The sequence below is a fragment of the Priestia sp. P1_B12_1 genome, assembly GCF_056406695.1.
The window spans coordinates 24309-43980 of record NZ_JBFTZR010000009.1 but is presented as its reverse complement, the minus strand read 5'-3'; the positions used below and the strand labels follow the sequence as shown (position 1 = coordinate 43980).

The window sequence follows — 19672 nt, the reverse complement described above, 5'->3', positions numbered from 1 at the left end:
TTTAGTGATCTTTTTTTATTTCCGGCAGGGAAATGTCGGAATCTGTTGAATATATAAAAAAGTTGTAAGCGTTTTCTTATTATGACGATTCGAGGTGCCGCTTAATGATGAATGTACAGTTAACCGTACCATCTATGATGGAAAGAGCTGAAAAGCTGTTTAGTAAAAAAGAAGTGATTTCTAAATCTTCAAAAGGAATTCAGCGTTTAACTTATAATCAGTTAATAAAACGGACTCGGCAGCTCTCTAGTATGCTAGAACAAATTGGAGTGAAGCGAGGGGAAAGAGTCGGGACGTTTGCATGGAATCATCATAGACATCTAGAAGCTTATTTTGCCGTGCCCGGAATAGGCGCTGTTCTTCACACCATCAATATCCGGTTAGATCCTGAGCAAATTGTATACATCATTAACCATGCACGCGATAAAGTCATTTTATTTGATGAATGTTTTTTACCTTTATTTGAAAGCATTCATCAAAAGCTTCCACATGTTGAAGCCTATATCATTATGTCAGATGAAGATGAGCTGCCAGAAACAGACTTGCCAGTTTATCATTACGAAAATTGGATTAAGCAAGGAGATGCATCGCATTCTTTTGTTCAAGATTTAAACGAAGAAGAACCAGCAGGTCTTTGTTATACCTCTGCTACTACAGGAGAGCCAAAGGGCGTTGTATATTCTCATCGCGCTATTTATCTGCACTGTATGGCGCTAGGGCTTGCTGATAGTGCTGGATTATCAGAAGCTGATACCGCTATGCCTATTGTTCCAATGTTTCACGTAAACGCATGGGGAATTCCTTTTGCTGCCGTTTGGTTTGGAACAAAGCTCGTGCTGCCGGGTGCTTTTTGTACTTCAGAGACGATTGCTTCTCTGATTGAACAAGAGAAAGTAACTCTTGCTGCAGCTGTGCCTACCGTTTGGTTAAATTTTTTACAAGAGTTAGAAGAAAAACCTTACGCAGTTGATAGTTTGCGAGCTATTTTATGCGGTGGATCAGCGGCTCCAAAAAGCGTCATTCGAGAATTTCAGGAAAAATATCAAATTGAATTTATGCATGCATACGGAATGACGGAAACAAGCCCTGTGGTGACCGTCTCCCGCTTAAAAAGCTATCAGTACAGTGAAGACTTTGAGTATCAGCTCAACGTAAAAGCAAAGCAAGGTTTCTTAGTTCCTGGGGTTGAAATGAAAGTAATAGGTCAAAATGGAGAAGTTGCTTGGGATGGAGTGGAAATGGGTGAGCTATTACTAAAGGGCCCATGGGTAGCTTCTGAATATTACAAGGATAAAAGAACAGAAGATACGTTTAAAGACGGCTGGCTGTATACCGGAGATATTGTAACGGTTGACGAAGAGGGAACCATCAAAATCGTAGACCGAACAAAAGATTTAATTAAAAGCGGAGGAGAATGGATTTCATCGGTTGATCTAGAAAACGCGCTTATTGCCCATGAAGCTGTTTTTGAAGCCTGTGTCATAGCAGTCCCTCATAAGGTGTGGCAAGAGCGTCCAGTGGCTTGTGTCGTGTTAAAAGATGCATACAAAGGCATCGTTTCATCAGAAGAGCTGCTCGGATTTTTAGCGCCGCAGTTTGCAAAATGGTGGCTTCCAGATGACATTTTATTTATGAATGTAATTCCAAAGACAACGGTAGGAAAATTTTTAAAACGTACGCTTCGTGAACAAGTCCTCAATCATTATCAGAAAGGGTGAGTAAGATGACCGTCGAATTAAAAGTAGTAGAACTAGTTTTGCAAGAGCGTATCGCCACAATTTCGTTTAACAGGCCGGATGCGTTAAATGCATTAAACGAAGAAGTGCTAGAGCAGTTTATTCAATGTTTAAAAGTTGTCGAAGAAAGCGAAGCGGACTTTTTAGTAGTAAAAGGAAACGGAAAAGTATTTTCAGCAGGCGGAGATATTAATATGATGATGTCACCTTCACAATCAGAACGTTTTGAGCAGGTGATGGATTTGATTAATGAAGCCGTTCTGACTTTATACAGCCTTCCTCAAATGACGATAAGTGTACTGCACGGTGCGGCAGCAGGGCTAGGGCTCAGCATTGCGCTTGCTTCTGATTATATTATTGCAGAAAGACACACAAAAATTGCGATGAACTTTATCGGTATTGCTCTGATTCCAGACGGAGGCGGTCACTTTTTACTAGAAAAGCGCATCGGTGCTCATCGTGCAAAACAGCTAATTTGGGCAGGAAAGACATTAAAAGCAGAGGAAGCTCATCAATTTGGCATAATTGATGAAATAAAAGAAGGAGATTTGGCGAAGCATGTAGAAGATTATCTCTCATATTGGCTAAAAAAACCTTCACGTGCTTTGAAGGAAACAAAGCGAATTTATGTGGAGACATCTCTTTCACAATTAAAGCAAGTGCTTGCGCTTGAGAAAAGAAGTCAGTTTGCTATGAGCCGAAGTTCGGATCATAAGGAAGGTGTACGTGCGTTTCTGGAAAAGCGAGCGCCTGTTTTTAATCAAAGTGAAAAAGATATTTCCGAAAATTAAGTGAACTAGTTTAAAAGCCAATATTTTTGTCTATCATATTGATAGAGCATGTTTAAAAGTTGCAAAACAGTGGTAACACAAGATAATGTAGAAACTAATGAGGTGATTGGAAATGAACAAAACAGATTTAGTAAACGCAGTGGCAACAAAATCAGAGTTAACAAAAGCAGATGCATCTAAAGCAGTTGATGCATTACTAGAAACAATTTCATCAACGCTAGGTGAAGGTGAAAAAATTCAGTTAATCGGCTTCGGTACATTTGAAGTACGCGAGCGTGCTGCTCGTACAGGCCGTAACCCTCAAACGGGTGAAGAAATGCAAATTCCAGCATCAAAAGTACCGGCATTTAAAGCTGGTAAAGAACTAAAAGAAGCTGTAAAGTAATATAAAACGCCGGAAAGCTAAACCTTTCCGGCGTTTTGTATTAACGATGAAACAATACAAGTTTTCCGCTAGAGCTAACGCATCGATGCGTTTTTTCTAAATAGGAAAGCTCTTCTAACTTCTTGGTGCCGACAGTCTTTGCTTCTGTATCAGAAGCTGCTTCGAAACTTTCATCTATTAATTTTTCTCCAGTCTTTTCAAAAGCGGTTAATGTGTAAGTACTCATAAAATCTACTCTCCTCTTATAGTATAATTGTAAGCGTATTCAACATATTTCTCGTCCTATTCCCTTAAATCCTGCTAAGGTTTACAGATATCATTTTTTTCCATACAATAAACATAGGTTTATTTACAAAGGAGGAATTAAATGTCTCTTTCTATCCGTGAAGTTTCAAAAAGGTACGGTGAATTTACAGCTGTAAATGAGCTATCCCTGCAAATTCCAAAAGGCGAAGTGTTTGGTTTTTTAGGTGCGAACGGTGCTGGCAAAACTACGACGTTTCGAATGATTTTAGGGCTCATTGAACCAACCTCAGGTCACATCCAATGGAATGATAAATCTTTAACTTACAGTAGAAGTCATCTAGTTGGCTACCTTCCAGAAGAAAGGGGATTGTATCCGAAATTAAAAGTCAAAGATCAGCTTGTGTACCTTGGAAGGCTGCGCGGAATGAAAAAAGCGAACGTGCTGCAAGAAATGGAGCACTGGTTATCTCGATTTAATATTCCTCAATATGCTTCTAAAAAAGTAGAAGAGCTATCCAAAGGAAATCAGCAAAAAATTCAATTTATTGCCTCCGTTATTCATCGGCCCGAGCTGCTTATTTTAGACGAACCTTTTAGCGGCTTGGATCCTGTAAACGTAGAGGTATTAAAAGAAGCGGTGCTTGATTTGAAAAAGCGCGGAACGACGATTGTTTTTTCAAGTCATCGAATGGAACATGTGGAAGAACTTTGTGAATATTTATGTATTATGCATCATGGCACGCCTGTAGTGTATGGAAGGCTCCCGGAGATCAAACGTTCATTTGGAAAGAAAAACGTTATTGTACACGGAAAAGGTCCATTTGAGAGAATTACAGAGCTTGAAGGCGTTGTAAAGGTGAAAAAAACGGTTGAAGGCATGATTGTTCAAATTCAACATGAATCCGTATCACAACTCATTTTTCAAGAACTTAAACACTTTTCATTTGTATCTAAATTTGCAGTGGAAGAGCCTTCATTAAATGATATTTTCATTGAAAAGGTAGGTGCTTCCTATGAATAAATTTTGGGTCATTGTTTTTCATACATATCTTAATAAATTAAAAACAAAATCTTTTATTATTACAACGATTATTACTGCTCTTATTCTAGTTGCTCTTACAAATATGGAGAAAATTATCGACGTTTTTAATTCAGACGATAATGGAACAAATGTGGGTGTCATCTATGAAGTGGAAAGCGTATATACATTGTTCAAACAAAATGTAAATGTCATGGATAAAGACATTCATTTAAAAGAATTTACGTCTGAGTCTAAGGCAAAACAAGCGGTAAAAAACGGGGAGCTCGATAGCTATTTACTTTTATCTTTAAACGATAAGCAGCTGCCTCAAGCTGTGTACAAAGCTAATTCTTTGGCCGAATCAAATCTTTCTTCTACCTTAGAACAGGCGGTACAGCAAACAAAAGTGGCTATGGCTACAGTAAAAATCGGTTTAGAAGAAAAGCAAATTGATCAGCTTTACAGCCCTGTTTCATTTAAAAAGAAAGCGTTAGTTGAAAATGCCAAAACAGAACAAGAGCTAAATCAAGCAAGAGGTCTTGTATATGTACTGCTGTTTGTTATTTATTTTGCCGTTATCATGTATGGGAGCATGATTGCGATGGAAGTAGCTACTGAAAAATCATCCCGCGTTATGGAGATCCTTGTATCGAGCGTATCACCTATTACACAAATGTTTGCTAAAATCATTGGAATTGCACTGCTCAGCTTAACACAGCTTGCAGTGATACTGAGCGTGGGCTACACATCGTTAAAAGCCAGTGTGGAAACAAATCATAACGGTATCTTTTCTTATCTCGGATTTAATGATGTTCCGCTGACTACATTCGTGTATGCATTTGTCTTCTTCATATTGGGGTACTTCCTTTTTGCTACGCTCGCGGCTTTTTTAGGTTCTCTTGTGAGCCGTATTGAAGATGTACAGCAAATGATTACGCCTATGACCCTTGTGATTGTGGCTGCTTTTTTAATTGCTATGTTTGGACTTGGTGATCCTGAAACCACAATCATTACGGTCACATCTTTTATCCCATTTTTTGCTCCAATGATTATGTTTTTGCGTGTAGGTATGTTAAATGTTCCTGTGTGGGAAGTGAGTGTATCGATAGGGATTTTAGTTGTGACGATTACGGCTTTAGCTATATTTGGTGCCCGTGTGTATAAAGGAGGAGTCCTTATGTATGGGCAATCTACCTCTTTTAAAGATATTAAAAAGGCGCTGCAGCTAACTAAAAAAGAAACATAAAGAAGTGAGAGGCTGAGATAAAAGTAGTTTAGTTGAAGGAAGATCCGAACGAACAACCTAGATTCTTGAGGGAGAATCCAACTCGTTCGGATTTTTTTGTTGCTATAGTGACCATAGTTTTCATATATGTGGCTGCTTCTAGCTGTGAATTGGAGAGCAAGAAGAAGACTCCTGAGGGAAAAGCGGAATAGGTGAGACCCCCGCAGGAACGGAGGAGACGAGGAGGCTCAGCGCCCTCACGCAGAAAACGAAGTCTTGCACGGAAATCAACAGCGGTGTCTCGAGCAGTTCAGCTCCTTTATCCAATTTGTTCGTCTTTAGATTGCATTGATTTTGTTATGTCGCAATCTCATCTTGTATGAAAAAGCGTCTACCCGTGCATTCGGTGCCAAGCGATGGTAAAATGAAATGTAAAGAGCTGTAAATAAGCGGACGAAGCGATAAGAGCTTCGTTATCAAATACATAGAATGAAGTGGTAAGGAGGAAAAGATCATGACAAAAGGAATTGCTCAATACGAAGTAGGAGAGCAAGTTGATCTTTATTTTTTAATTAAATCCTCAACGAGAGGAATTGCAAGCAATGGAAAGCCATTTTTAACGGTAATCCTGCAAGATAAAACAGGTGATATTGAAGCCAAGCTGTGGGATGCTTCCCCAGATGACGAGGAAAATTATGCTGCTCAAAAGATTGTGCGAGCTGCTGGAGAAGTAATGAATTACCGCGGACGCAACCAGCTGAAAATACGCAACATTCGGCCTGCACAGCCCCAAGACGGAGTGCGCACATCTGACTTTTTAGAAGTGGCGCCTTTATCTCAAGAAGAAATGGTCGAACATATTACAAAGAGTATATTTGAAATGAAAAATTCGAATGTCCAGCGCATCACTCGCCATTTGTTTAAAAAATATCAAACGGAATTTCTAGAATATCCGGCAGCAACTAAAAATCACCATGAGTTTGTATCGGGACTTGCCTATCATGTGGTGTCTATGCTGAAGCTGGCTGAGTCATTTTCAACCCTTTATCCAAGCTTAAACCGCGACTTGCTGTACGCTGGAGTTATTCTTCATGACCTTGGCAAAGTATTTGAACTTTCAGGTCCTGTTTCGACGATATACACAGTCGAAGGGAACCTGCTTGGCCATATTTCGATTATGGTGAATGAAATTGGAAAAGCTGCAGAAGAATTAGCGATTGAAGGAGAAGAGGTTATGCTTCTTCAGCACCTTGTGTTATCGCATCACGGTAAGGAAGAGTGGGGAAGTCCGAAAAAGCCGTTAATTAAAGAGGCTGAGATGCTTCATTTGATTGACAATGTAGATGCTAAAATGAATATGCTGGACCGAGCATTAACAAAAGTGAAGCCCGGTGAGTTTACAGAGCGTATTTTTGCACTTGATAATCGCTCATTTTATAAACCAACGATTGATTAAAAAGGTATAAGTCTTTCTTCCTTCGCATATAGTGGTTGTAAATAACTGTGATGGGGGATCAATATATGGTGACACTACCAATTTGGATTTATTTGGTTGTAGCAGGCATTTTCTTTAGTGGATTTATGGCGATTCGTGCTGCACAACATGATAAGCAAGTGGATGATTCGTTTATTGAAAAAGAAGGACAAGTCTTCATCGAAAGAATGCAAGTGGAAAAAGAAAGACGCAACAGCGATTCCATCTGATTATATAAAAGAGCCTGTCACATGAGTGACAGGCTCTTAGCATTACTGCTGAGGAGTTTCTACGCCAGATTGACTATCTGTCGCACCTTCTTCGAAAATTGGTTTTACATTTTTATCTTTGACTTCCACTTTGGCTTTATCAAGCTCTTTTTGAATCTTCTTGTTCGCTTCTGCTTGATCTACTTTTGAACGTTTGATTTGCTGCTCAAGTTCAGGTTTCTTTTTCTCAAACGATTCTACTTTCTTTTTATCGACTAGTTTAATGATATGGTAGCCGTACTCTGTTTTGATTGGTTTACTTACTTCACCTTTTTTCAGCTTGTAAGCCGCTTCTTCAAATTCTTTAACCATTTGGCCTTCACCGAAGTAGCCTAAATCGCCGCCGTTAGCTGCAGACTGCTGATCCGTTGAATATTCTTTTGCTAGACTAGCAAAGTCCTCGCCTTTTTTGATTTTCGCTTCTACTTCGTTTGCTGTTTTTTCGTCTTTTACTAAAATATGGCTTGCGCGAATTTGAGGTTTTTGAGCTTTATATTCATCATAAGCTTTTTTCAGCTCTTTGTCCGATACCTTAATGCCTGCCGTAGCAGCTTTTTCACGGAGAATATCCACTTTTAGCATATCTTTGACTTCTTTTTCGCCTTTTTGCTTAATAACTGAATCCACCTGATCACCGTATTGTTCTCTTAGAATGTTCAGCTGCTGATCAAGCTCTTTATCCGTTACTTTATATTTTTTACTCAATACTTTTTCTTCGGTAACGCTTCGTACGAGTGTATTAAATTGGTCTTGTCCGATTGTATCTTTCATTTGCTTATACAAATCACCTTGAGTGATATTGCCTGCTTTTGTTTCTACAATTACTTTTGAAGAATCGTTTGCATTTGAAGCATCATTTCCCCCACTGCATGCTGATAAAGCAACGAGGCTGGCTGCCGTTGTTAGTGCAACTAAGCTTTTTTTCATACGTAAACACTCCTACTCATCATTTTTACTTATGTAGCTTGACTCAAGATTTACTATATCACATTTCCTGATGTTAGCAAATGAAGTTAAAACCACGTAAATTTACATTTATTTTCCACTAAGCATGAAGTGATTATACGCTTATGATGGCTTTTTTATAAAGCGTTTTCAAAACAGCAGACAAACTCACAGAGTAATTTCCAAACGAGAAGCAAGAGAAATAAATTATGGAGTTTGGGCTAAAAGCCTAGACGTTTTTTGAGCTGATGCATAAGATGCAGTATTAGTAAACAAAGGGGGTGCTCAAATGAGCGGAGGCGGATATGGAGGCGGTTTTGCACTATTAGTTGTACTGTTTATCTTATTAGTCATTGTTGGTTGTGCATGTTATCACTAGGAAACAGATGAATATAAAAGGAAAGGGGCGATAGATATGGGTTCTTACGGATGCGGATACGGCAGTGGATTTGCGCTATTAGTCGTATTATTCATCTTATTAGTTATCATCGGAGCTAGCTGTTTTTGCTAAGCCTATAAAAAAGCGGTGAGACATCTCACCGTTTTTTATGTAAATGATACTTCAATATAAGATGAAACTAATAAAATGGTAATTAATACATTAATCGTACGAAAAACTTTAGGCTGTTTTTCAGCTGGAATTTCTTTTTGAATACACAATGTATTTGTTAGTGCATTGATGTAGAATAAAATGAATAGTGCAAATACAATAAAGAATATGTACATAAAAATCCCCCTAACAAAATCAGTGTGACGAAGACAAAAAGTCTTATAGTCATTTATATAGTACAGCTTTGTATGAATTTACAAATATCTATATTAACATTACCAAAAAAGCGGTAAAATAGATAGTTATATATACAGTTGAGCAAAGAATTTCAAAAGGTATTTACACAGAAATGCGGTTTTTATTTTATAAAGGGTAGTTAAGAAGTTGAGAAATAGGTTTTAAACGAAATAGCAAAGTGAATGGATAAGAAATGAGTAACAATTACCCATTGTGCAAAAGGATTGTTAAAAAAGACAGAGGGATTTATATTAATATATGCAGTGAGTACATAATCAGTATATGAAAATCTTTATACGGTGCTACTTAAACAGGAAATGTGAATGACGCAGAAAGAATTATTTGGAAGAACATGAATGAATCATGTACAATATGGAGTAGAGGTATATGAACGTTGAAGGAGTAGGGGAAGCGGATGGAAACTTTAGAATCTCGAGTATCACGTTTAGAATATTACATAAAACTGTTATCTGGGACATCTGAACAAGAAGCTAAACCATTTATTGATTTAGTGGTAAGAAATCAGCTTACAAAGAAGGAAGTAGAGGAAATTTTAATTCTGTGTGAAGATACAAAAAACGAATATATTGAGCAAAAAGCGGAAGGTCTAACAGACTTTGTTCCGCTTCTTACACAATTTGTTGGCATGCTGAATTATAAATTAACTCCCAGAGAGACGGTCGAATCGCTTCGTTATCAACCTTCTTATCAAGATGTGATGAATGAATTTTTTGAAATTATTCAATGGATAAGGGACTAACCATTAAGAGTTTGAAATAGTCTCCTGGTGGTTCTCTTTGTCTTTCTTGACGAGCTTGCCATCTTCTTCAGTGAATTCTTCTTCGATATGATGGAAAGATCGCTCGAAGATATCCATAAAATCTTCACCGTAAATTTTGCGGATGACGGTCATCAGTTCCATAAATTCAGGGAATTTGCCGTACAAGTCGCGCAACGGAAGTGCGCCGCTGAACACTGAATTATTAGAAGGTTCGTAATGTTCCATTAAATCTAATAAAATGGCCTCGCCTTTATCTGTCAGCTGAATGTACGTATTTCGCTTGTCGCTTTCTTTTTTAGAAAACTCAAGTAAACCTCGTTCTTCTAGTTTTTTGGAGAAGTTAAATGCAGTAGAAACGTGCATAACTCCAAACTTGGCAATTTCGGAAATGGAAGCCCCGTTTAAATGATATGAAATCCATAAAATATGATGCTCGTTAATATTAAGGTCATAAGGCTTAATCCATTGCTGCCAATCCTTCTCTACGGTTTTCCAAAGGGCTTTACTTAATTGGGCAATGCGTTGGCTAAATAGAAGTGCTTCTTTCAAACTGTAATCTTGATCACTAGTCTTTTTCATCTTCTCCCACCTACTTAGTCTCTTTTTTTATTTATCTTCTATTATGCCAATAAAATAAAAAATTATAAAGATGTAAATTTACAAAATTTTAAAAAATTAAAAAAGAAGGCGTTTCAACCTTCTTTTTTGTCAATTTTTTCATTGGGATTTTTAGTTGTCTGTACATGTTCCTCAAGGTTTGACAAAGAATTTTGGATTTCTTTCAAATGATGCTGAAGGGATTCCTTATGAGGGACAATTTCTTCTTTAAACTGACCAAGGGTAGTAGAAAGGTCACTTGCGATATTTTTCACTATAGTATTTCCTTCTCTGGCGGTCATTTGTACTTGTTGAGAAACAGCTTTTATTTTTGTTGAGAGCTCTTGTTGTGAAGCGTTAACTCGGTCTTTTCGAGAGCTGACACGCTGTTTAAGTTCTCGTCCTGAATATGGAGTAACAAGAAGCGTTGTAATAGCGGCTACGGTGCTTCCGATTGCTGCTCCAGCTGCTAGTTTTTTCATTCTGCTCATTATTTATTTCCTCCTATGTAGTAAAGTAATTGCTAACACTTCCTTCTGACATAATCATAAAAAAATAGCATAGATTTATACAAAAGAAGGAGGTTATCAACATGGGGTAGCTTTATTCATTCTTTTGATAATTAGCCTGAGTTTTTTTCTGGCTGCCTTTAAATGGTTTAGCCTTACGACTAGAACGGCATCATATCCACCTAAACATGTGCTGAAACAAAAGTCTCTTACATGTGCGACAGTGGCTTTTGCGAGTTTTTTATTGGCGCTTATACTTTATTATGTAACCTAGGATGGAGAACTTAAACCTTTATTACATAGTAAGTCTTCATACCTATTGTATGAGCTGCAAATGAAATTTGAGTGAAAAGCATTCTGTACCATTTCTTTTTAAACAAAAGAACCGTAGATTGTTTCTAAAAGATCAGCAACATACTATAAATGAACCGTTTTATCTAAAGGTCCGCCACGCTTTGGTGGGCCTTAGCTTTTGGTGTAAAAAAAGAGCCTGATTCTCAATTAAATCAGGCTCTTGACGTTACGATAATTTTGCTTTGATGCTTGTGCGTTTTAGAACGGATTGAACAATTGGGTAAATAACGACCATAACGATTGTATTCACTACTGTTGCAGGTAATACAACCGCAGCAACAAGCGCCATGACGCTGTTTCCGCCCGGTAAGCCGACGATTAGTGCGGCAGCAGACAAGAATACGGTTCCTGATACGAGCGTGCCAACAGCTGTTAAAGCAGCGGCAACTGGTGTTTTAATGCCTGTTGCTTTTTTCACAAGCATAAATAATGCAAAGAAAACAAATGCTGTAATTGGTTTATCAATCAAGTTTGCAATTTGTCCGCCAGGAAAGCTTGTTGTTAAAGCAGAAATAACCGCTGTGGTTAAGCTAACCAATGCAGCATTTTTTATGCTAGGAAACAACAGGATTGCTAAAAACATCATTGTTAACATCATATCTGGCTTCATTCCAAATAAAATAGGAGGTACCACCGTGTGGAGAACCGCTCCAATTCCGACTAATAACGCTAAAGAAACTAAAACCTTTGTATTCATTTCTCATCTCTCCTCTTCTAAGCTAAGCTCGAAATATACCAATAGTGCGTCTATGCCCATTGCATATATTTACATACTGATTGTAACATATTTATGTGAAAAAAGGATCAGTTAATTCTGCCAATTATGCGTTTGCCTGTTCAAATTCATCCATAAAGGCGGCAAGAGCTTCACACGCTTCAAGCGGTACAGCATTGTAAATAGAAGCGCGGCATCCGCCGATTGAACGGTGTCCAGCTAATCCTACGAAGCCTTTTTCTTTTGCTTGCTGTAAAAACGCAGCCGTTAACTCATCGGTTGGTAAAGTAAACGTTACGTTCATAATTGATCGGCTTTCCTCTGTAGCGTGAGGGGTATAGAAACCATTTGAACGTTCCATGCTTGTGTAGAGTAACTTAGCTTTTTTATGATTTTGGGCTTCAATTGCTTTAACGCCACCTTGTTCTTTAATCCAATCTAAAACAAGTGAAAGCATGTAAATGCCGAACGTTGGAGGTGTGTTGTAAAGAGAGTTGCTCTTTACGTGTGTCTCATAATTCAGCATTGTTGGTAAACCTTCAGGAATACGTTTAAGCAATTCTTTCTTCAAAATGACAACCGTGACACCAGATGGTCCGAGGTTTTTCTGAGCACCAGCATAAATGAGTGAGAACTTAGATACATCAATTTGACGGCAAAGAATGTCACTTGACATGTCGGCAATTAAGTCTACTCCTTCGATAGAAGGATAGTCAGCCCATTGTGTACCAAAAATGGTATTGTTGGACGTGATATGCAAGTACCCAATTTCTTCTTTTGGAAGCTTTATATCATCTAAAGCTGGAATAGAGCGGTAGTTCTCTTCTTTAGTAGAAGCAACAACTGCTGTTTTTCCAAGTTTCTTTGCTTCTTTTAATGCTTTTTCCGACCATGATCCGGTTAGTACATATGCACCGACTTGATCCGGAGATAAAAAGTTCATTGGAATCATAGAGAATTGCAGGCTTGCTCCGCCCTGCAAGAATAAAATTTCATGTGTATCTGGAATGTTAAGCAATTCCGTGAGTGTTTCTTTAGCATGTGTTAATACATCTTCAAACTCTTTGCTGCGGTGTGATAATTCCATCACAGACATACCTGTATTTTTAAAATTAACTAGCTCCTCTTGAGCAAGTTGTAAGACAGGTAGGGGAAGCGCAGACGGACCTGCATTAAAATTATAAGCTCTGTTTAACGTAATCACATTAATTCCTCCTCAAATTAGTTCGAACACTCATCATACAAAATGGCTAATGACTGATGTCAGAAAGAATATCATTATACTATCATGAAAACCATTGATTGTGGAGGTAACTTTTCAAAAATTTAAATTAATCTGTAAAGAGAAAATAATAGAAAAAAGATAAATAAAAAGTATACGCAAACATGTTTTGGCAAACATGTAAATGAAATGTTTATATGCTATACTGATGGAAGAAATAATGTGGAGGAACAGAATGAGAGTATTAAAATATGCCATATTAGGGCTCTTAGATCAGAAGGAGCTCAGCGGGTATGACATTACCAGACTTTTTAAAGAAGAGGTCGGTAATTTTTGGAGTGCTAAGCACAGCCAGATTTATCCTGAGTTAAAGCGATTAACAGAAGAGGGATTTATTCGCTATGAAACCGTGATTCAAGGCAAGAAATTAGAAAAAAAGATGTATTCGATAACGGAAGAAGGAAGAGCGGAGTTAAGCAAGTGGCTCACTACGATTGATCCTATTCCTGAAACAACTAAAGATGAATTTATGTTAAAAGCTTATTTTGCTTCATCCATGTCAATAGAAGAGTTAAAGCAGCAAATAGATAATCAGCTATCAAGCAGGAAAGTGAAGCTAACTTTTTTAAAGAAACGAATGGATGACCTTTTGGAACAAGTTAATCATCACATTACCGTTTCGTCTCCTCAATTTGGTCATTATTTGGTGCTATCTCGCGCTCAAGACCGGGAGACAAGCTATATCAATTGGCTTGAACGTACGCTGAATTTAATTGAAAAAGAACAATAAGAAAAGGTGAGCGGATCATGACTTGGTGCATAAAATCATTTCAAGAGCTGACAAACGATGAGCTTTATGAAATTCTACAGGTTCGCACCGCTATTTTTGTTGTCGAACAGAAGTGTGCTTACTTAGAAGTAGATGGAAAAGACAAACTTGCTTATCACTTGTTCAAAAAAGAGAATGAGAAAATTATCGCATACCTTAGAGTTTTACCAAAAGGAATTAGCTATCAGGAAGCTTCTCTGGGGCGCATTATTGTAGAACAAGCACAGCGCGGTACAGGTCTTGGAAGAGAACTAGTAGCAAGAGGAATTGATTTTTTAGAAAATGAGTTGCACGAGAAGACAATTAAAATTCAAGCTCAAAGCAGACTTCAAACATTTTATGAATCGTTTGGTTTTAGACCTGTTTCCGATATTTATTCAGATGAAGGGCTTCCTCACCTAGATATGCTAAAGACACCTTAGAAACTTCACCAATTGTGTGAAGTTTTTCTATTTCTCAAACGGGTAAGGTGAAAGAAAGATGTTAGGCTTTAGTACTGCGCAGATAGAATCGATATGACTACTACTAAATTAGTAATTTATGAATAAGATAGATAATGAATTTGTTTCTTTTTACTTATTCTTTGATTTTAAGTAAGTGATATATTGAAGAAAGTAATAATATTGTATATAATGATTTTTGTAACAAAAATGTAACAATTACGTAATATTCTTAATATTGGTTCAGAAAGAAATTTGTTGTACATATTGCTTGGAGGCATTTTTATGAGTGCAAAGGAAAAGAAAAATAGGTATATATATAGTTTGGATGGACTTCGAGCTTTCGCTGTTATGTCTGTCATTGCCTATCACTTAGGATTTGGATGGGCATCTGGAGGATTTCTAGGAGTTGACGTTTTCTTTGTATTATCAGGGTATTTAATTACCTCGATTTTACTCGTGCAATCTTGGGAAAATCCTTTGAAAAATTTGAAGCATTTTTGGATCAGCCGAACGAGAAGACTTCTTCCAGCTGTGTATGTGATGGTAGTATTAACTGCAGCTTGGGTTATTTTATTTAACCGGCCATTGTTAACAACGCTACGAGGCGATGCATTATCGTCTATTTTTTATATGAGTAACTGGTGGTTTATTTTTCATAAAGTTTCATATTTTGATAGTTTTGGGTCACCGTCACCATTAAAGAACTTATGGTCACTGGCTATTGAAGAGCAGTTTTATATTGTGTGGCCACTTGTTTTATTGTTGGGTTTAAAATTTATCAAAAAGAGAGGAATTCTTTCTCTATTCATTTTAGCTGGAGTAATGGCCTCAGCTATTCTAATGTCTTTTTTATATGAGCCAGGAGGAGATCCTAGCCGTATTTATTATGGAACTGACACTCGGCTGTTTGCCCTTTTAATCGGCTGTTTACTTGCATTTGCCTGGCCGATGTATCGTTTATCATCAAAAAATCTTCCAGCCGTAGGCAAGCAAGTATTAAACGCGGTAAGTATGGTGAGTTTCTTTGTATTTATTCTCTGCGTATGGAGCGTTGATGAGTATACTCATGCATCTTTTCTTTATCAAGGTGGAATGCTGCTGATTTGTTTAAACGCTGCTGTACTGGTTGCAACAATTAGTCATCCTAGTAGTTTTTTAGGAAAAGCTCTGTCGTTTAAACCGCTTCGCTGGCTTGGTACTAGATCATACGGCATCTATTTGTGGCATTATCCGGTTATTGTTCTTACAACACCTGTATCCGAGATTGGCCGCCCGGTCTATTGGCATGCGCTGCTACAAGTAGGCCTTACATTTATCATTGCTGAACTTTCTTACCGTTACATCGAAGTGCCTATCCGCACACGCGGCTTTCGCTATTATTTCCGGCACTACCATCCGAGAGAGCTTTTTAAATGGCGTAATCTCTCTCGTTCGAGACAAGCGGTTTTGGGCAGTCTCATTTTCTTTTTGGCGCTGTTTACAGCGGATATGACAAGCTTTGCTATTAGTACGCAGCAAAAGGATGAAACGACAGCGAAAGAGACAGAGGTTAAAATTCAAACGAATCATAAAGAAAATGCTTCAACTTCTGTCAAAGACAAGAACAAAGCGGAGAACGCGGAAAAGAGTTCCGGGGAAGAAAAATCTGATGCCAAAGAAAAACAGCAGCCGAATTCTTACAGAGATGTTCTTGCGATTGGAGACTCGGTCATGCTGGATATTGCTCCTAATCTTAAAGAGATGCCGCTTAGTATTACGATCGACGGAAAAGTAGGAAGGCAGCTCAATGAAGCACTGCAGCTAACTCCTAGCTATCAAGCATTTAATAATCCGAACAGCGCAGTGATTATTGAGTTAGGAACAAACGGCTACTTTACAAATGAAGAACTTGAACAACTGGTAAAAGCTTTTTCACACGCGGACGTTTACTTAGTGAATACGCGCGTTCCTCGTTCGTGGGAAAGCACCGTGAACAAGAACTTGAAAGCTGCTTCTGAAAAGTTTGATCACGTCACGCTCGTAGATTGGTACTCAGAGGCTTCTAAGCACCCTGAATACTTTACATCAGATGGTGTCCACTTGGTACCTGAAGGATCAAGAGCATTAACAAAATTGATTGAAGAACGTATGAATTTAGAAGTTAAGGCGGAAAGTCGTTCATAATAAGTGAAAAGCCACACGATGTTTTATATCACAAACTGATTAAACATGTGTTAAATGAATAGATAAAACAAAAAAAGCTTACATGTGTAAGCTTTTTTTGTTTCAAGAAAGGCGAGAAGAAATATTGCCAGCGATTTCTTGAAGTTTTTCAGGCGTGTATTCGCTTGTATGCTCTTTCCATACAGCACCGAATCCATCGCCTTCCCCATAGCGAGGAATAATGTGCATATGATAATGAAACACGGATTGACCAGCTTTTTCACCATTATTATTTAAGATGTTTAAGCCGATTGGGCTGTATGTTTCTTTAATTGCATTTGCGATTTGAGGAACCACTTTAAACAAATTGCGCGCAATTTCCGGCGTTAGTTCGTAAATGTCTTTTTTATGTACTTTTGGAATCACCAGCGTATGCCCTTTTGTTACTTGACTAATGTCTAAAAAAGCTAATACATGTTCATTTTCAAATACTTTTGCACCTGGGATTTCACCGCGAATAATTTTGCAAAAAATACAGTTTTCATCATGTGTGCTCATTATATTCACCTTCCGTTACCAATATAAATGTATGGGTATACATGTACGTTTATTTTACCACAAAGTAGAAATGCAATCAGCAGACAAGAAATAGCTGCTGGCATTTTATACACAAAAACGGGATGCAAACGATTATGCATCCCGTCATGTGAAGAAGGAAAAAATAGCTTTTAATGCAGCATATGATCTTTAAGGAACACCTCATTTACGTAATTGCATTGCCTAATGACACAGTAACTTGAAAAAGTATATTCTCTTTAACAAACACCTCATTTAAGCATTGAGCTAAAAAAATATACAATGTGAACGAAATCGTTCTTGGTCTTTGACAAACACCTCATTTACACAGTAATAAATGAACATTATTGTCTACCCATTATATATATTCTTACTACGTTCATGACTACCATCCCCTTATGAATCAAACATACATCGATTTACAATAAGGTTTTCTGAAATATGCCTGCTGTAGACACCTCATCCCAAATGTAAGAAGCTTTGTAATGATTAGTTGTAATCAATAACTTGTTTTCCTTCTTCCCTATATAGAATGTCCGGATATTTTGATTATATTCTGGAAAAATTAACCGAAAAAAATTGAAAACGATGTGAGGAAGAAAAAGATTTGGTACAATAGAGCAAATAGCGCTTGCGCTTGGAGACAAAAAAGAACAAATAAAAGGAGATCGTGATGGGTTCTTTATTGCAAATTAATAATATTACAGGGGGATATACAAAAACTCCCGTCTTAAAAGATGTATCGTTTGATGTAAATGCAGGTGAATTAGTTGGATTAATTGGCTTAAACGGAGCCGGCAAAAGTACAACGATTAAACATATCATTGGATTAATGGAAGCAAAAAAAGGAAGTGTATCCATTAATAATAAAACCTTTCAACAAGACCCAACAGGTTATCGAAGTCAGTTTACATTTATTCCAGAAACTCCTGTGCTATACGATGAACTAACATTAAAAGAACATTTAGATATGACAGCTATGGCTTATGGACTTGAGCCTCAAACATATGAAGCCCGTCTGCAGCCGCTTTTAAAAGAATTTCGTTTAGACCGGAAGTTAAAATGGTTCCCTGCGCATTTTTCAAAAGGAATGAAGCAGAAGGTTATGATTATGTGCGCTTTTTTGGTTCAGCCATCTCTTTATATTATTGATGAACCTTTTTTAGGGTTAGACCCGCTTGGTATTCAATCTTTACTTGATTTGATGACGGATATGAAAAAGCAAGGTGCAGGCATTTTAATGTCCACACACATTTTGGCGACCGCGGAACGCTACTGCGATAAATTTGTTATTTTACATAACGGAGAAGTAAGAGCGCAAGGAACGCTTAAAGACCTTCAAGAAGAATTTCAAATGCGCAATGCTACTCTTGATGAAATTTATATTGAATTAACAAAGGAAGAAGGCTATGAGTAAGATTGATGCATTATGGAAGCAACGATTTCAGCAGTATTTAGTGGATATAAGAAGATATACAAAATATATCTTAAATGACCACATTAAATTAGTGTTAATTTTTGCGATTGGCGGTTTGGCCTACTATTATCAACAGTGGTTGAGTACATTAACACCGGCGTTTCCTTCGGCTGTAGTGATTGCGATACTTATGGGATTGATTTTAACCATGGGTCAAATTCAAACGTTTTTAAAACGACCTGATTTAGTCTTTTTACTTCCTTTGGAGACGAAGCTGCAGCCTTATTTTAAAAAATCTTTTTGGTTTACCTTTACGATTCAGCTTTATATTTTATTATTTGCAACTGGTGCAGCAGCACCTCTTCAGGTAAAGGTAATGCATGATTCTTACTCAAATGTTTTTGTGTTTTTTCTGCTATTACTCATCTTGAAAGTTGTAAACTTAGGCATGTCTTGGTGGGCCGTATGGTTTGAAGAAAAGTGGGCGAAGTGGACGGATTATATCGTCAGGTTTTTCTTGAATGCAGTTTTTACGTATTTCTTATTTTCGCATGCATACGCATTCTTTACAGGAATCGTAGCGGTAATTATGATTGCGCTAGCCATTTATTATCGGTCGCTTACAAAAAGAAAGCCGATTAAATGGGAAAAGCTAATTGACTTAGAAGAAAAGCGCATGGGCTATTTTTATCGATTAGCTAATTTATTTACGGATGTTCCTCAGGTAAAAGAGCGAATTAAACGCCGTAGATATTTAGATTGGCTAGTAGCACGTATTCCATTTCGTCAAAGTGCCACTTACCATTACTTGTACACCAGAACATTTTTGCGATCAGGAGATTATTTAAGCTTGCTCGTTCGCTTAACTGTCATTGGCGGATTTTTAATTGTAGCTGCGCCGTTTCAATACGGCAATATAGTGGTTGTTTTATTTGTTGTGTACATGACGGGTTTTCAATTGCTCCCGCTTTGGAAGCAGCACAAACAGATTTTATGGCTTTCTCTTTATCCAGTTGAAGCTAAAGAACGGAAAAAGGCATTTCTGGACGTATGGAAAAAAGCGCTGTATGTACAAATTCTTGTGCTCGCCATAGCGGTGGCTTTTTCTAATCTAGTTGCTGCACTGCTTTCCGTGGCAGCAGGTGCTATATTTATTCACTTATTTATAAATGCATATGTAAATAAAAAATTAACGTAAAAAAAAGCTC

24 protein-coding genes are annotated in these 19672 nt (G+C 37.6%); 16 read left to right on the top strand and 8 right to left on the bottom strand.

Features of this window, described 5'->3' with window-relative positions; all coding sequences use genetic code 11:
- The first annotated feature begins 104 nt into the window (after positions 1–104).
- From AC1D0Y_RS23030 to AC1D0Y_RS23020, 3 genes are all read left to right on the top strand, one after another.
- The gene (locus AC1D0Y_RS23030) at positions 105–1718 is read left to right on the top strand and encodes a long-chain fatty acid--CoA ligase (RefSeq protein WP_028410270.1); all 1614 of its coding nucleotides are present in this window, start codon (positions 105–107) and stop codon (positions 1716–1718) included.
- Between the two features lie 5 nt (positions 1719–1723).
- Complete coding sequence (locus AC1D0Y_RS23025) at positions 1724–2527, top strand: enoyl-CoA hydratase (protein WP_028410271.1); 804 nt, start codon at positions 1724–1726, stop codon at positions 2525–2527.
- 112 nt (positions 2528–2639) lie between these two features.
- Positions 2640–2912 carry an HU family DNA-binding protein gene (locus AC1D0Y_RS23020; protein WP_013055305.1) on the top strand — a complete coding sequence of 91 codons (273 nt, stop codon included), beginning with the start codon at positions 2640–2642 and terminating at the stop codon, positions 2910–2912.
- A 40-nt stretch (positions 2913–2952) separates the two neighbouring features.
- Here AC1D0Y_RS23020 and AC1D0Y_RS23015 read toward each other — a convergent pair whose 3' ends face one another.
- Positions 2953–3138: a YhzD family protein gene (locus tag AC1D0Y_RS23015; RefSeq protein WP_025752944.1), complete on the bottom strand. Its 186-nt coding sequence runs from the start codon at positions 3136–3138 to the stop codon at positions 2953–2955.
- Between the two features lie 141 nt (positions 3139–3279).
- Here AC1D0Y_RS23015 and AC1D0Y_RS23010 point away from each other — a divergent pair, with 141 nt between their 5' ends.
- The 4 genes from AC1D0Y_RS23010 to AC1D0Y_RS22995 all read left to right on the top strand — a co-directional run bounded on the left by AC1D0Y_RS23010 (position 3280) and on the right by AC1D0Y_RS22995 (position 7108).
- On the top strand, positions 3280–4179 hold the full coding sequence (locus tag AC1D0Y_RS23010; protein ID WP_029320779.1) for an ABC transporter ATP-binding protein: 900 nt from the start codon (positions 3280–3282) through the stop codon (positions 4177–4179).
- The gene (locus tag AC1D0Y_RS23005) at positions 4172–5425 is read left to right on the top strand and encodes an ABC transporter permease (protein WP_060745402.1); all 1254 of its coding nucleotides are present in this window, start codon (positions 4172–4174) and stop codon (positions 5423–5425) included. The genes AC1D0Y_RS23010 and AC1D0Y_RS23005 overlap by 8 nt, the downstream gene beginning before the upstream one ends.
- 493 nt (positions 5426–5918) lie before the next feature.
- Positions 5919–6860 (top strand): 3'-5' exoribonuclease YhaM, encoded by a 942-nt coding sequence (gene yhaM, locus AC1D0Y_RS23000; RefSeq protein WP_013055309.1) that lies wholly within the window; start codon positions 5919–5921, stop codon positions 6858–6860.
- 65 nt (positions 6861–6925) lie between these two features.
- Complete coding sequence (locus AC1D0Y_RS22995) at positions 6926–7108, top strand: sporulation YhaL family protein (protein ID WP_013055310.1); 183 nt, start codon at positions 6926–6928, stop codon at positions 7106–7108.
- 42 nt (positions 7109–7150) lie between these two features.
- On the opposite strand, the gene AC1D0Y_RS22990 is transcribed toward AC1D0Y_RS22995, so the two are convergent.
- Positions 7151–8074 (bottom strand): peptidylprolyl isomerase, encoded by a 924-nt coding sequence (locus tag AC1D0Y_RS22990; protein WP_013055311.1) that lies wholly within the window; start codon positions 8072–8074, stop codon positions 7151–7153.
- 307 nt (positions 8075–8381) lie between these two features.
- On the opposite strand from AC1D0Y_RS22990, the gene AC1D0Y_RS22985 reads away from it, so the two are divergent.
- Both AC1D0Y_RS22985 and AC1D0Y_RS22980 read left to right on the top strand, forming a co-directional pair.
- On the top strand, positions 8382–8471 hold the full coding sequence (locus tag AC1D0Y_RS22985; RefSeq protein ID WP_016762973.1) for a YjcZ family sporulation protein: 90 nt from the start codon (positions 8382–8384) through the stop codon (positions 8469–8471).
- A 36-nt stretch (positions 8472–8507) separates the two neighbouring features.
- Positions 8508–8603 carry a YjcZ family sporulation protein gene (locus AC1D0Y_RS22980; protein ID WP_016762974.1) on the top strand — a complete coding sequence of 32 codons (96 nt, stop codon included), beginning with the start codon at positions 8508–8510 and terminating at the stop codon, positions 8601–8603.
- A gap of 35 nt (positions 8604–8638) precedes the next feature.
- Here AC1D0Y_RS22980 and AC1D0Y_RS22975 read toward each other — a convergent pair whose 3' ends face one another.
- Positions 8639–8818: a hypothetical protein gene (locus tag AC1D0Y_RS22975; protein ID WP_013055312.1), complete on the bottom strand. Its 180-nt coding sequence runs from the start codon at positions 8816–8818 to the stop codon at positions 8639–8641.
- 476 nt (positions 8819–9294) lie between these two features.
- Between AC1D0Y_RS22975 and AC1D0Y_RS22970 the strand changes: the two genes are divergently transcribed.
- Complete coding sequence (locus AC1D0Y_RS22970) at positions 9295–9639, top strand: DUF1878 family protein (RefSeq protein WP_013081673.1); 345 nt, start codon at positions 9295–9297, stop codon at positions 9637–9639.
- 3 nt (positions 9640–9642) lie between these two features.
- Here the strand turns inward: AC1D0Y_RS22970 and AC1D0Y_RS22965 are convergent, their stop codons facing one another.
- Both AC1D0Y_RS22965 and AC1D0Y_RS22960 read right to left on the bottom strand, forming a co-directional pair.
- Positions 9643–10239 carry an HTH-type transcriptional regulator Hpr gene (locus AC1D0Y_RS22965; RefSeq protein ID WP_014461677.1) on the bottom strand — a complete coding sequence of 199 codons (597 nt, stop codon included), beginning with the start codon at positions 10237–10239 and terminating at the stop codon, positions 9643–9645.
- A 113-nt stretch (positions 10240–10352) separates the two neighbouring features.
- Positions 10353–10748: a YtxH domain-containing protein gene (locus AC1D0Y_RS22960; protein WP_013055314.1), complete on the bottom strand. Its 396-nt coding sequence runs from the start codon at positions 10746–10748 to the stop codon at positions 10353–10355.
- Between the two features lie 73 nt (positions 10749–10821).
- Here AC1D0Y_RS22960 and yhzF point away from each other — a divergent pair, with 73 nt between their 5' ends.
- Positions 10822–11040, top strand: a complete 219-nt coding sequence (gene yhzF, locus AC1D0Y_RS22955; RefSeq protein WP_464722081.1) for a membrane protein YhzF — start codon at positions 10822–10824, stop codon at positions 11038–11040.
- Between the two features lie 246 nt (positions 11041–11286).
- Here yhzF and AC1D0Y_RS22950 read toward each other — a convergent pair whose 3' ends face one another.
- Complete coding sequence (locus tag AC1D0Y_RS22950; protein ID WP_136790505.1) at positions 11287–11817, bottom strand: tryptophan transporter; 531 nt, start codon at positions 11815–11817, stop codon at positions 11287–11289.
- A gap of 124 nt (positions 11818–11941) precedes the next feature.
- A complete protein-coding gene (gene serC / locus AC1D0Y_RS22945) occupies positions 11942–13039 on the bottom strand; it encodes a 3-phosphoserine/phosphohydroxythreonine transaminase (RefSeq protein ID WP_221841231.1) in 1098 nt (365 codons plus the stop codon).
- Positions 13040–13292: 253 nt separating this feature from the next.
- Here serC and AC1D0Y_RS22940 point away from each other — a divergent pair, with 253 nt between their 5' ends.
- The 3 genes from AC1D0Y_RS22940 to AC1D0Y_RS22930 all read left to right on the top strand — a co-directional run bounded on the left by AC1D0Y_RS22940 (position 13293) and on the right by AC1D0Y_RS22930 (position 16492).
- Entirely contained in the window at positions 13293–13847 is a 555-nt protein-coding gene (locus AC1D0Y_RS22940; protein ID WP_025752934.1) for a PadR family transcriptional regulator, read from the top strand.
- A 17-nt stretch (positions 13848–13864) separates the two neighbouring features.
- Complete coding sequence (locus tag AC1D0Y_RS22935; RefSeq protein WP_028410277.1) at positions 13865–14308, top strand: GNAT family N-acetyltransferase; 444 nt, start codon at positions 13865–13867, stop codon at positions 14306–14308.
- A 303-nt stretch (positions 14309–14611) separates the two neighbouring features.
- The gene (locus AC1D0Y_RS22930) at positions 14612–16492 is read left to right on the top strand and encodes an acyltransferase family protein (RefSeq protein WP_328249750.1); all 1881 of its coding nucleotides are present in this window, start codon (positions 14612–14614) and stop codon (positions 16490–16492) included.
- A 102-nt stretch (positions 16493–16594) separates the two neighbouring features.
- Here the strand turns inward: AC1D0Y_RS22930 and AC1D0Y_RS22925 are convergent, their stop codons facing one another.
- The gene (locus AC1D0Y_RS22925; RefSeq protein ID WP_221841230.1) at positions 16595–17029 is read right to left on the bottom strand and encodes an HIT family protein; all 435 of its coding nucleotides are present in this window, start codon (positions 17027–17029) and stop codon (positions 16595–16597) included.
- Between the two features lie 691 nt (positions 17030–17720).
- On the opposite strand from AC1D0Y_RS22925, the gene AC1D0Y_RS22920 reads away from it, so the two are divergent.
- Together AC1D0Y_RS22920 and AC1D0Y_RS22915 are read left to right on the top strand one after the other, a co-directional pair.
- On the top strand, positions 17721–18464 hold the full coding sequence (locus AC1D0Y_RS22920; protein WP_013055321.1) for an ABC transporter ATP-binding protein: 744 nt from the start codon (positions 17721–17723) through the stop codon (positions 18462–18464).
- Entirely contained in the window at positions 18457–19662 is a 1206-nt protein-coding gene (locus AC1D0Y_RS22915; RefSeq protein WP_028410279.1) for an ABC transporter permease, read from the top strand. The genes AC1D0Y_RS22920 and AC1D0Y_RS22915 overlap by 8 nt, the downstream gene beginning before the upstream one ends.
- The last annotated feature ends 10 nt before the right edge of the window (positions 19663–19672 follow it).

Excerpts from the sequence above, each read along its gene's own strand:
- AC1D0Y_RS23030 (WP_028410270.1), top strand. The coding sequence starts at position 105 with ATGATGAATGTACAGTTAACCGTACCATCTATGATGGAAAGAGCTGAA.
- AC1D0Y_RS23025 (WP_028410271.1), top strand. The coding sequence starts at position 1,724 with ATGACCGTCGAATTAAAAGTAGTAGAACTAGTTTTGCAAGAGCGTATC.
- AC1D0Y_RS23020 (WP_013055305.1), top strand. The coding sequence starts at position 2,640 with ATGAACAAAACAGATTTAGTAAACGCAGTGGCAACAAAATCAGAGTTA.
- AC1D0Y_RS23015 (WP_025752944.1), bottom strand. The coding sequence starts at position 3,138 with ATGAGTACTTACACATTAACCGCTTTTGAAAAGACTGGAGAAAAATTA.
- AC1D0Y_RS23010 (WP_029320779.1), top strand. The coding sequence starts at position 3,280 with ATGTCTCTTTCTATCCGTGAAGTTTCAAAAAGGTACGGTGAATTTACA.
- AC1D0Y_RS23005 (WP_060745402.1), top strand. The coding sequence starts at position 4,172 with ATGAATAAATTTTGGGTCATTGTTTTTCATACATATCTTAATAAATTA.
- yhaM (WP_013055309.1), top strand. The coding sequence starts at position 5,919 with ATGACAAAAGGAATTGCTCAATACGAAGTAGGAGAGCAAGTTGATCTT.
- AC1D0Y_RS22995 (WP_013055310.1), top strand. The coding sequence starts at position 6,926 with ATGGTGACACTACCAATTTGGATTTATTTGGTTGTAGCAGGCATTTTC.
- AC1D0Y_RS22990 (WP_013055311.1), bottom strand. The coding sequence starts at position 8,074 with ATGAAAAAAAGCTTAGTTGCACTAACAACGGCAGCCAGCCTCGTTGCT.
- AC1D0Y_RS22985 (WP_016762973.1), top strand. The coding sequence starts at position 8,382 with ATGAGCGGAGGCGGATATGGAGGCGGTTTTGCACTATTAGTTGTACTG.
- AC1D0Y_RS22980 (WP_016762974.1), top strand. The coding sequence starts at position 8,508 with ATGGGTTCTTACGGATGCGGATACGGCAGTGGATTTGCGCTATTAGTC.
- AC1D0Y_RS22975 (WP_013055312.1), bottom strand. The coding sequence starts at position 8,818 with ATGTACATATTCTTTATTGTATTTGCACTATTCATTTTATTCTACATC.
- AC1D0Y_RS22970 (WP_013081673.1), top strand. The coding sequence starts at position 9,295 with ATGGAAACTTTAGAATCTCGAGTATCACGTTTAGAATATTACATAAAA.
- AC1D0Y_RS22965 (WP_014461677.1), bottom strand. The coding sequence starts at position 10,239 with ATGAAAAAGACTAGTGATCAAGATTACAGTTTGAAAGAAGCACTTCTA.
- AC1D0Y_RS22960 (WP_013055314.1), bottom strand. The coding sequence starts at position 10,748 with ATGAGCAGAATGAAAAAACTAGCAGCTGGAGCAGCAATCGGAAGCACC.
- AC1D0Y_RS22950 (WP_136790505.1), bottom strand. The coding sequence starts at position 11,817 with ATGAATACAAAGGTTTTAGTTTCTTTAGCGTTATTAGTCGGAATTGGA.
- AC1D0Y_RS22940 (WP_025752934.1), top strand. The coding sequence starts at position 13,293 with ATGAGAGTATTAAAATATGCCATATTAGGGCTCTTAGATCAGAAGGAG.
- AC1D0Y_RS22935 (WP_028410277.1), top strand. The coding sequence starts at position 13,865 with ATGACTTGGTGCATAAAATCATTTCAAGAGCTGACAAACGATGAGCTT.
- AC1D0Y_RS22930 (WP_328249750.1), top strand. The coding sequence starts at position 14,612 with ATGAGTGCAAAGGAAAAGAAAAATAGGTATATATATAGTTTGGATGGA.
- AC1D0Y_RS22925 (WP_221841230.1), bottom strand. The coding sequence starts at position 17,029 with ATGAGCACACATGATGAAAACTGTATTTTTTGCAAAATTATTCGCGGT.
- AC1D0Y_RS22920 (WP_013055321.1), top strand. The coding sequence starts at position 17,721 with ATGGGTTCTTTATTGCAAATTAATAATATTACAGGGGGATATACAAAA.
- AC1D0Y_RS22915 (WP_028410279.1), top strand. The coding sequence starts at position 18,457 with ATGAGTAAGATTGATGCATTATGGAAGCAACGATTTCAGCAGTATTTA.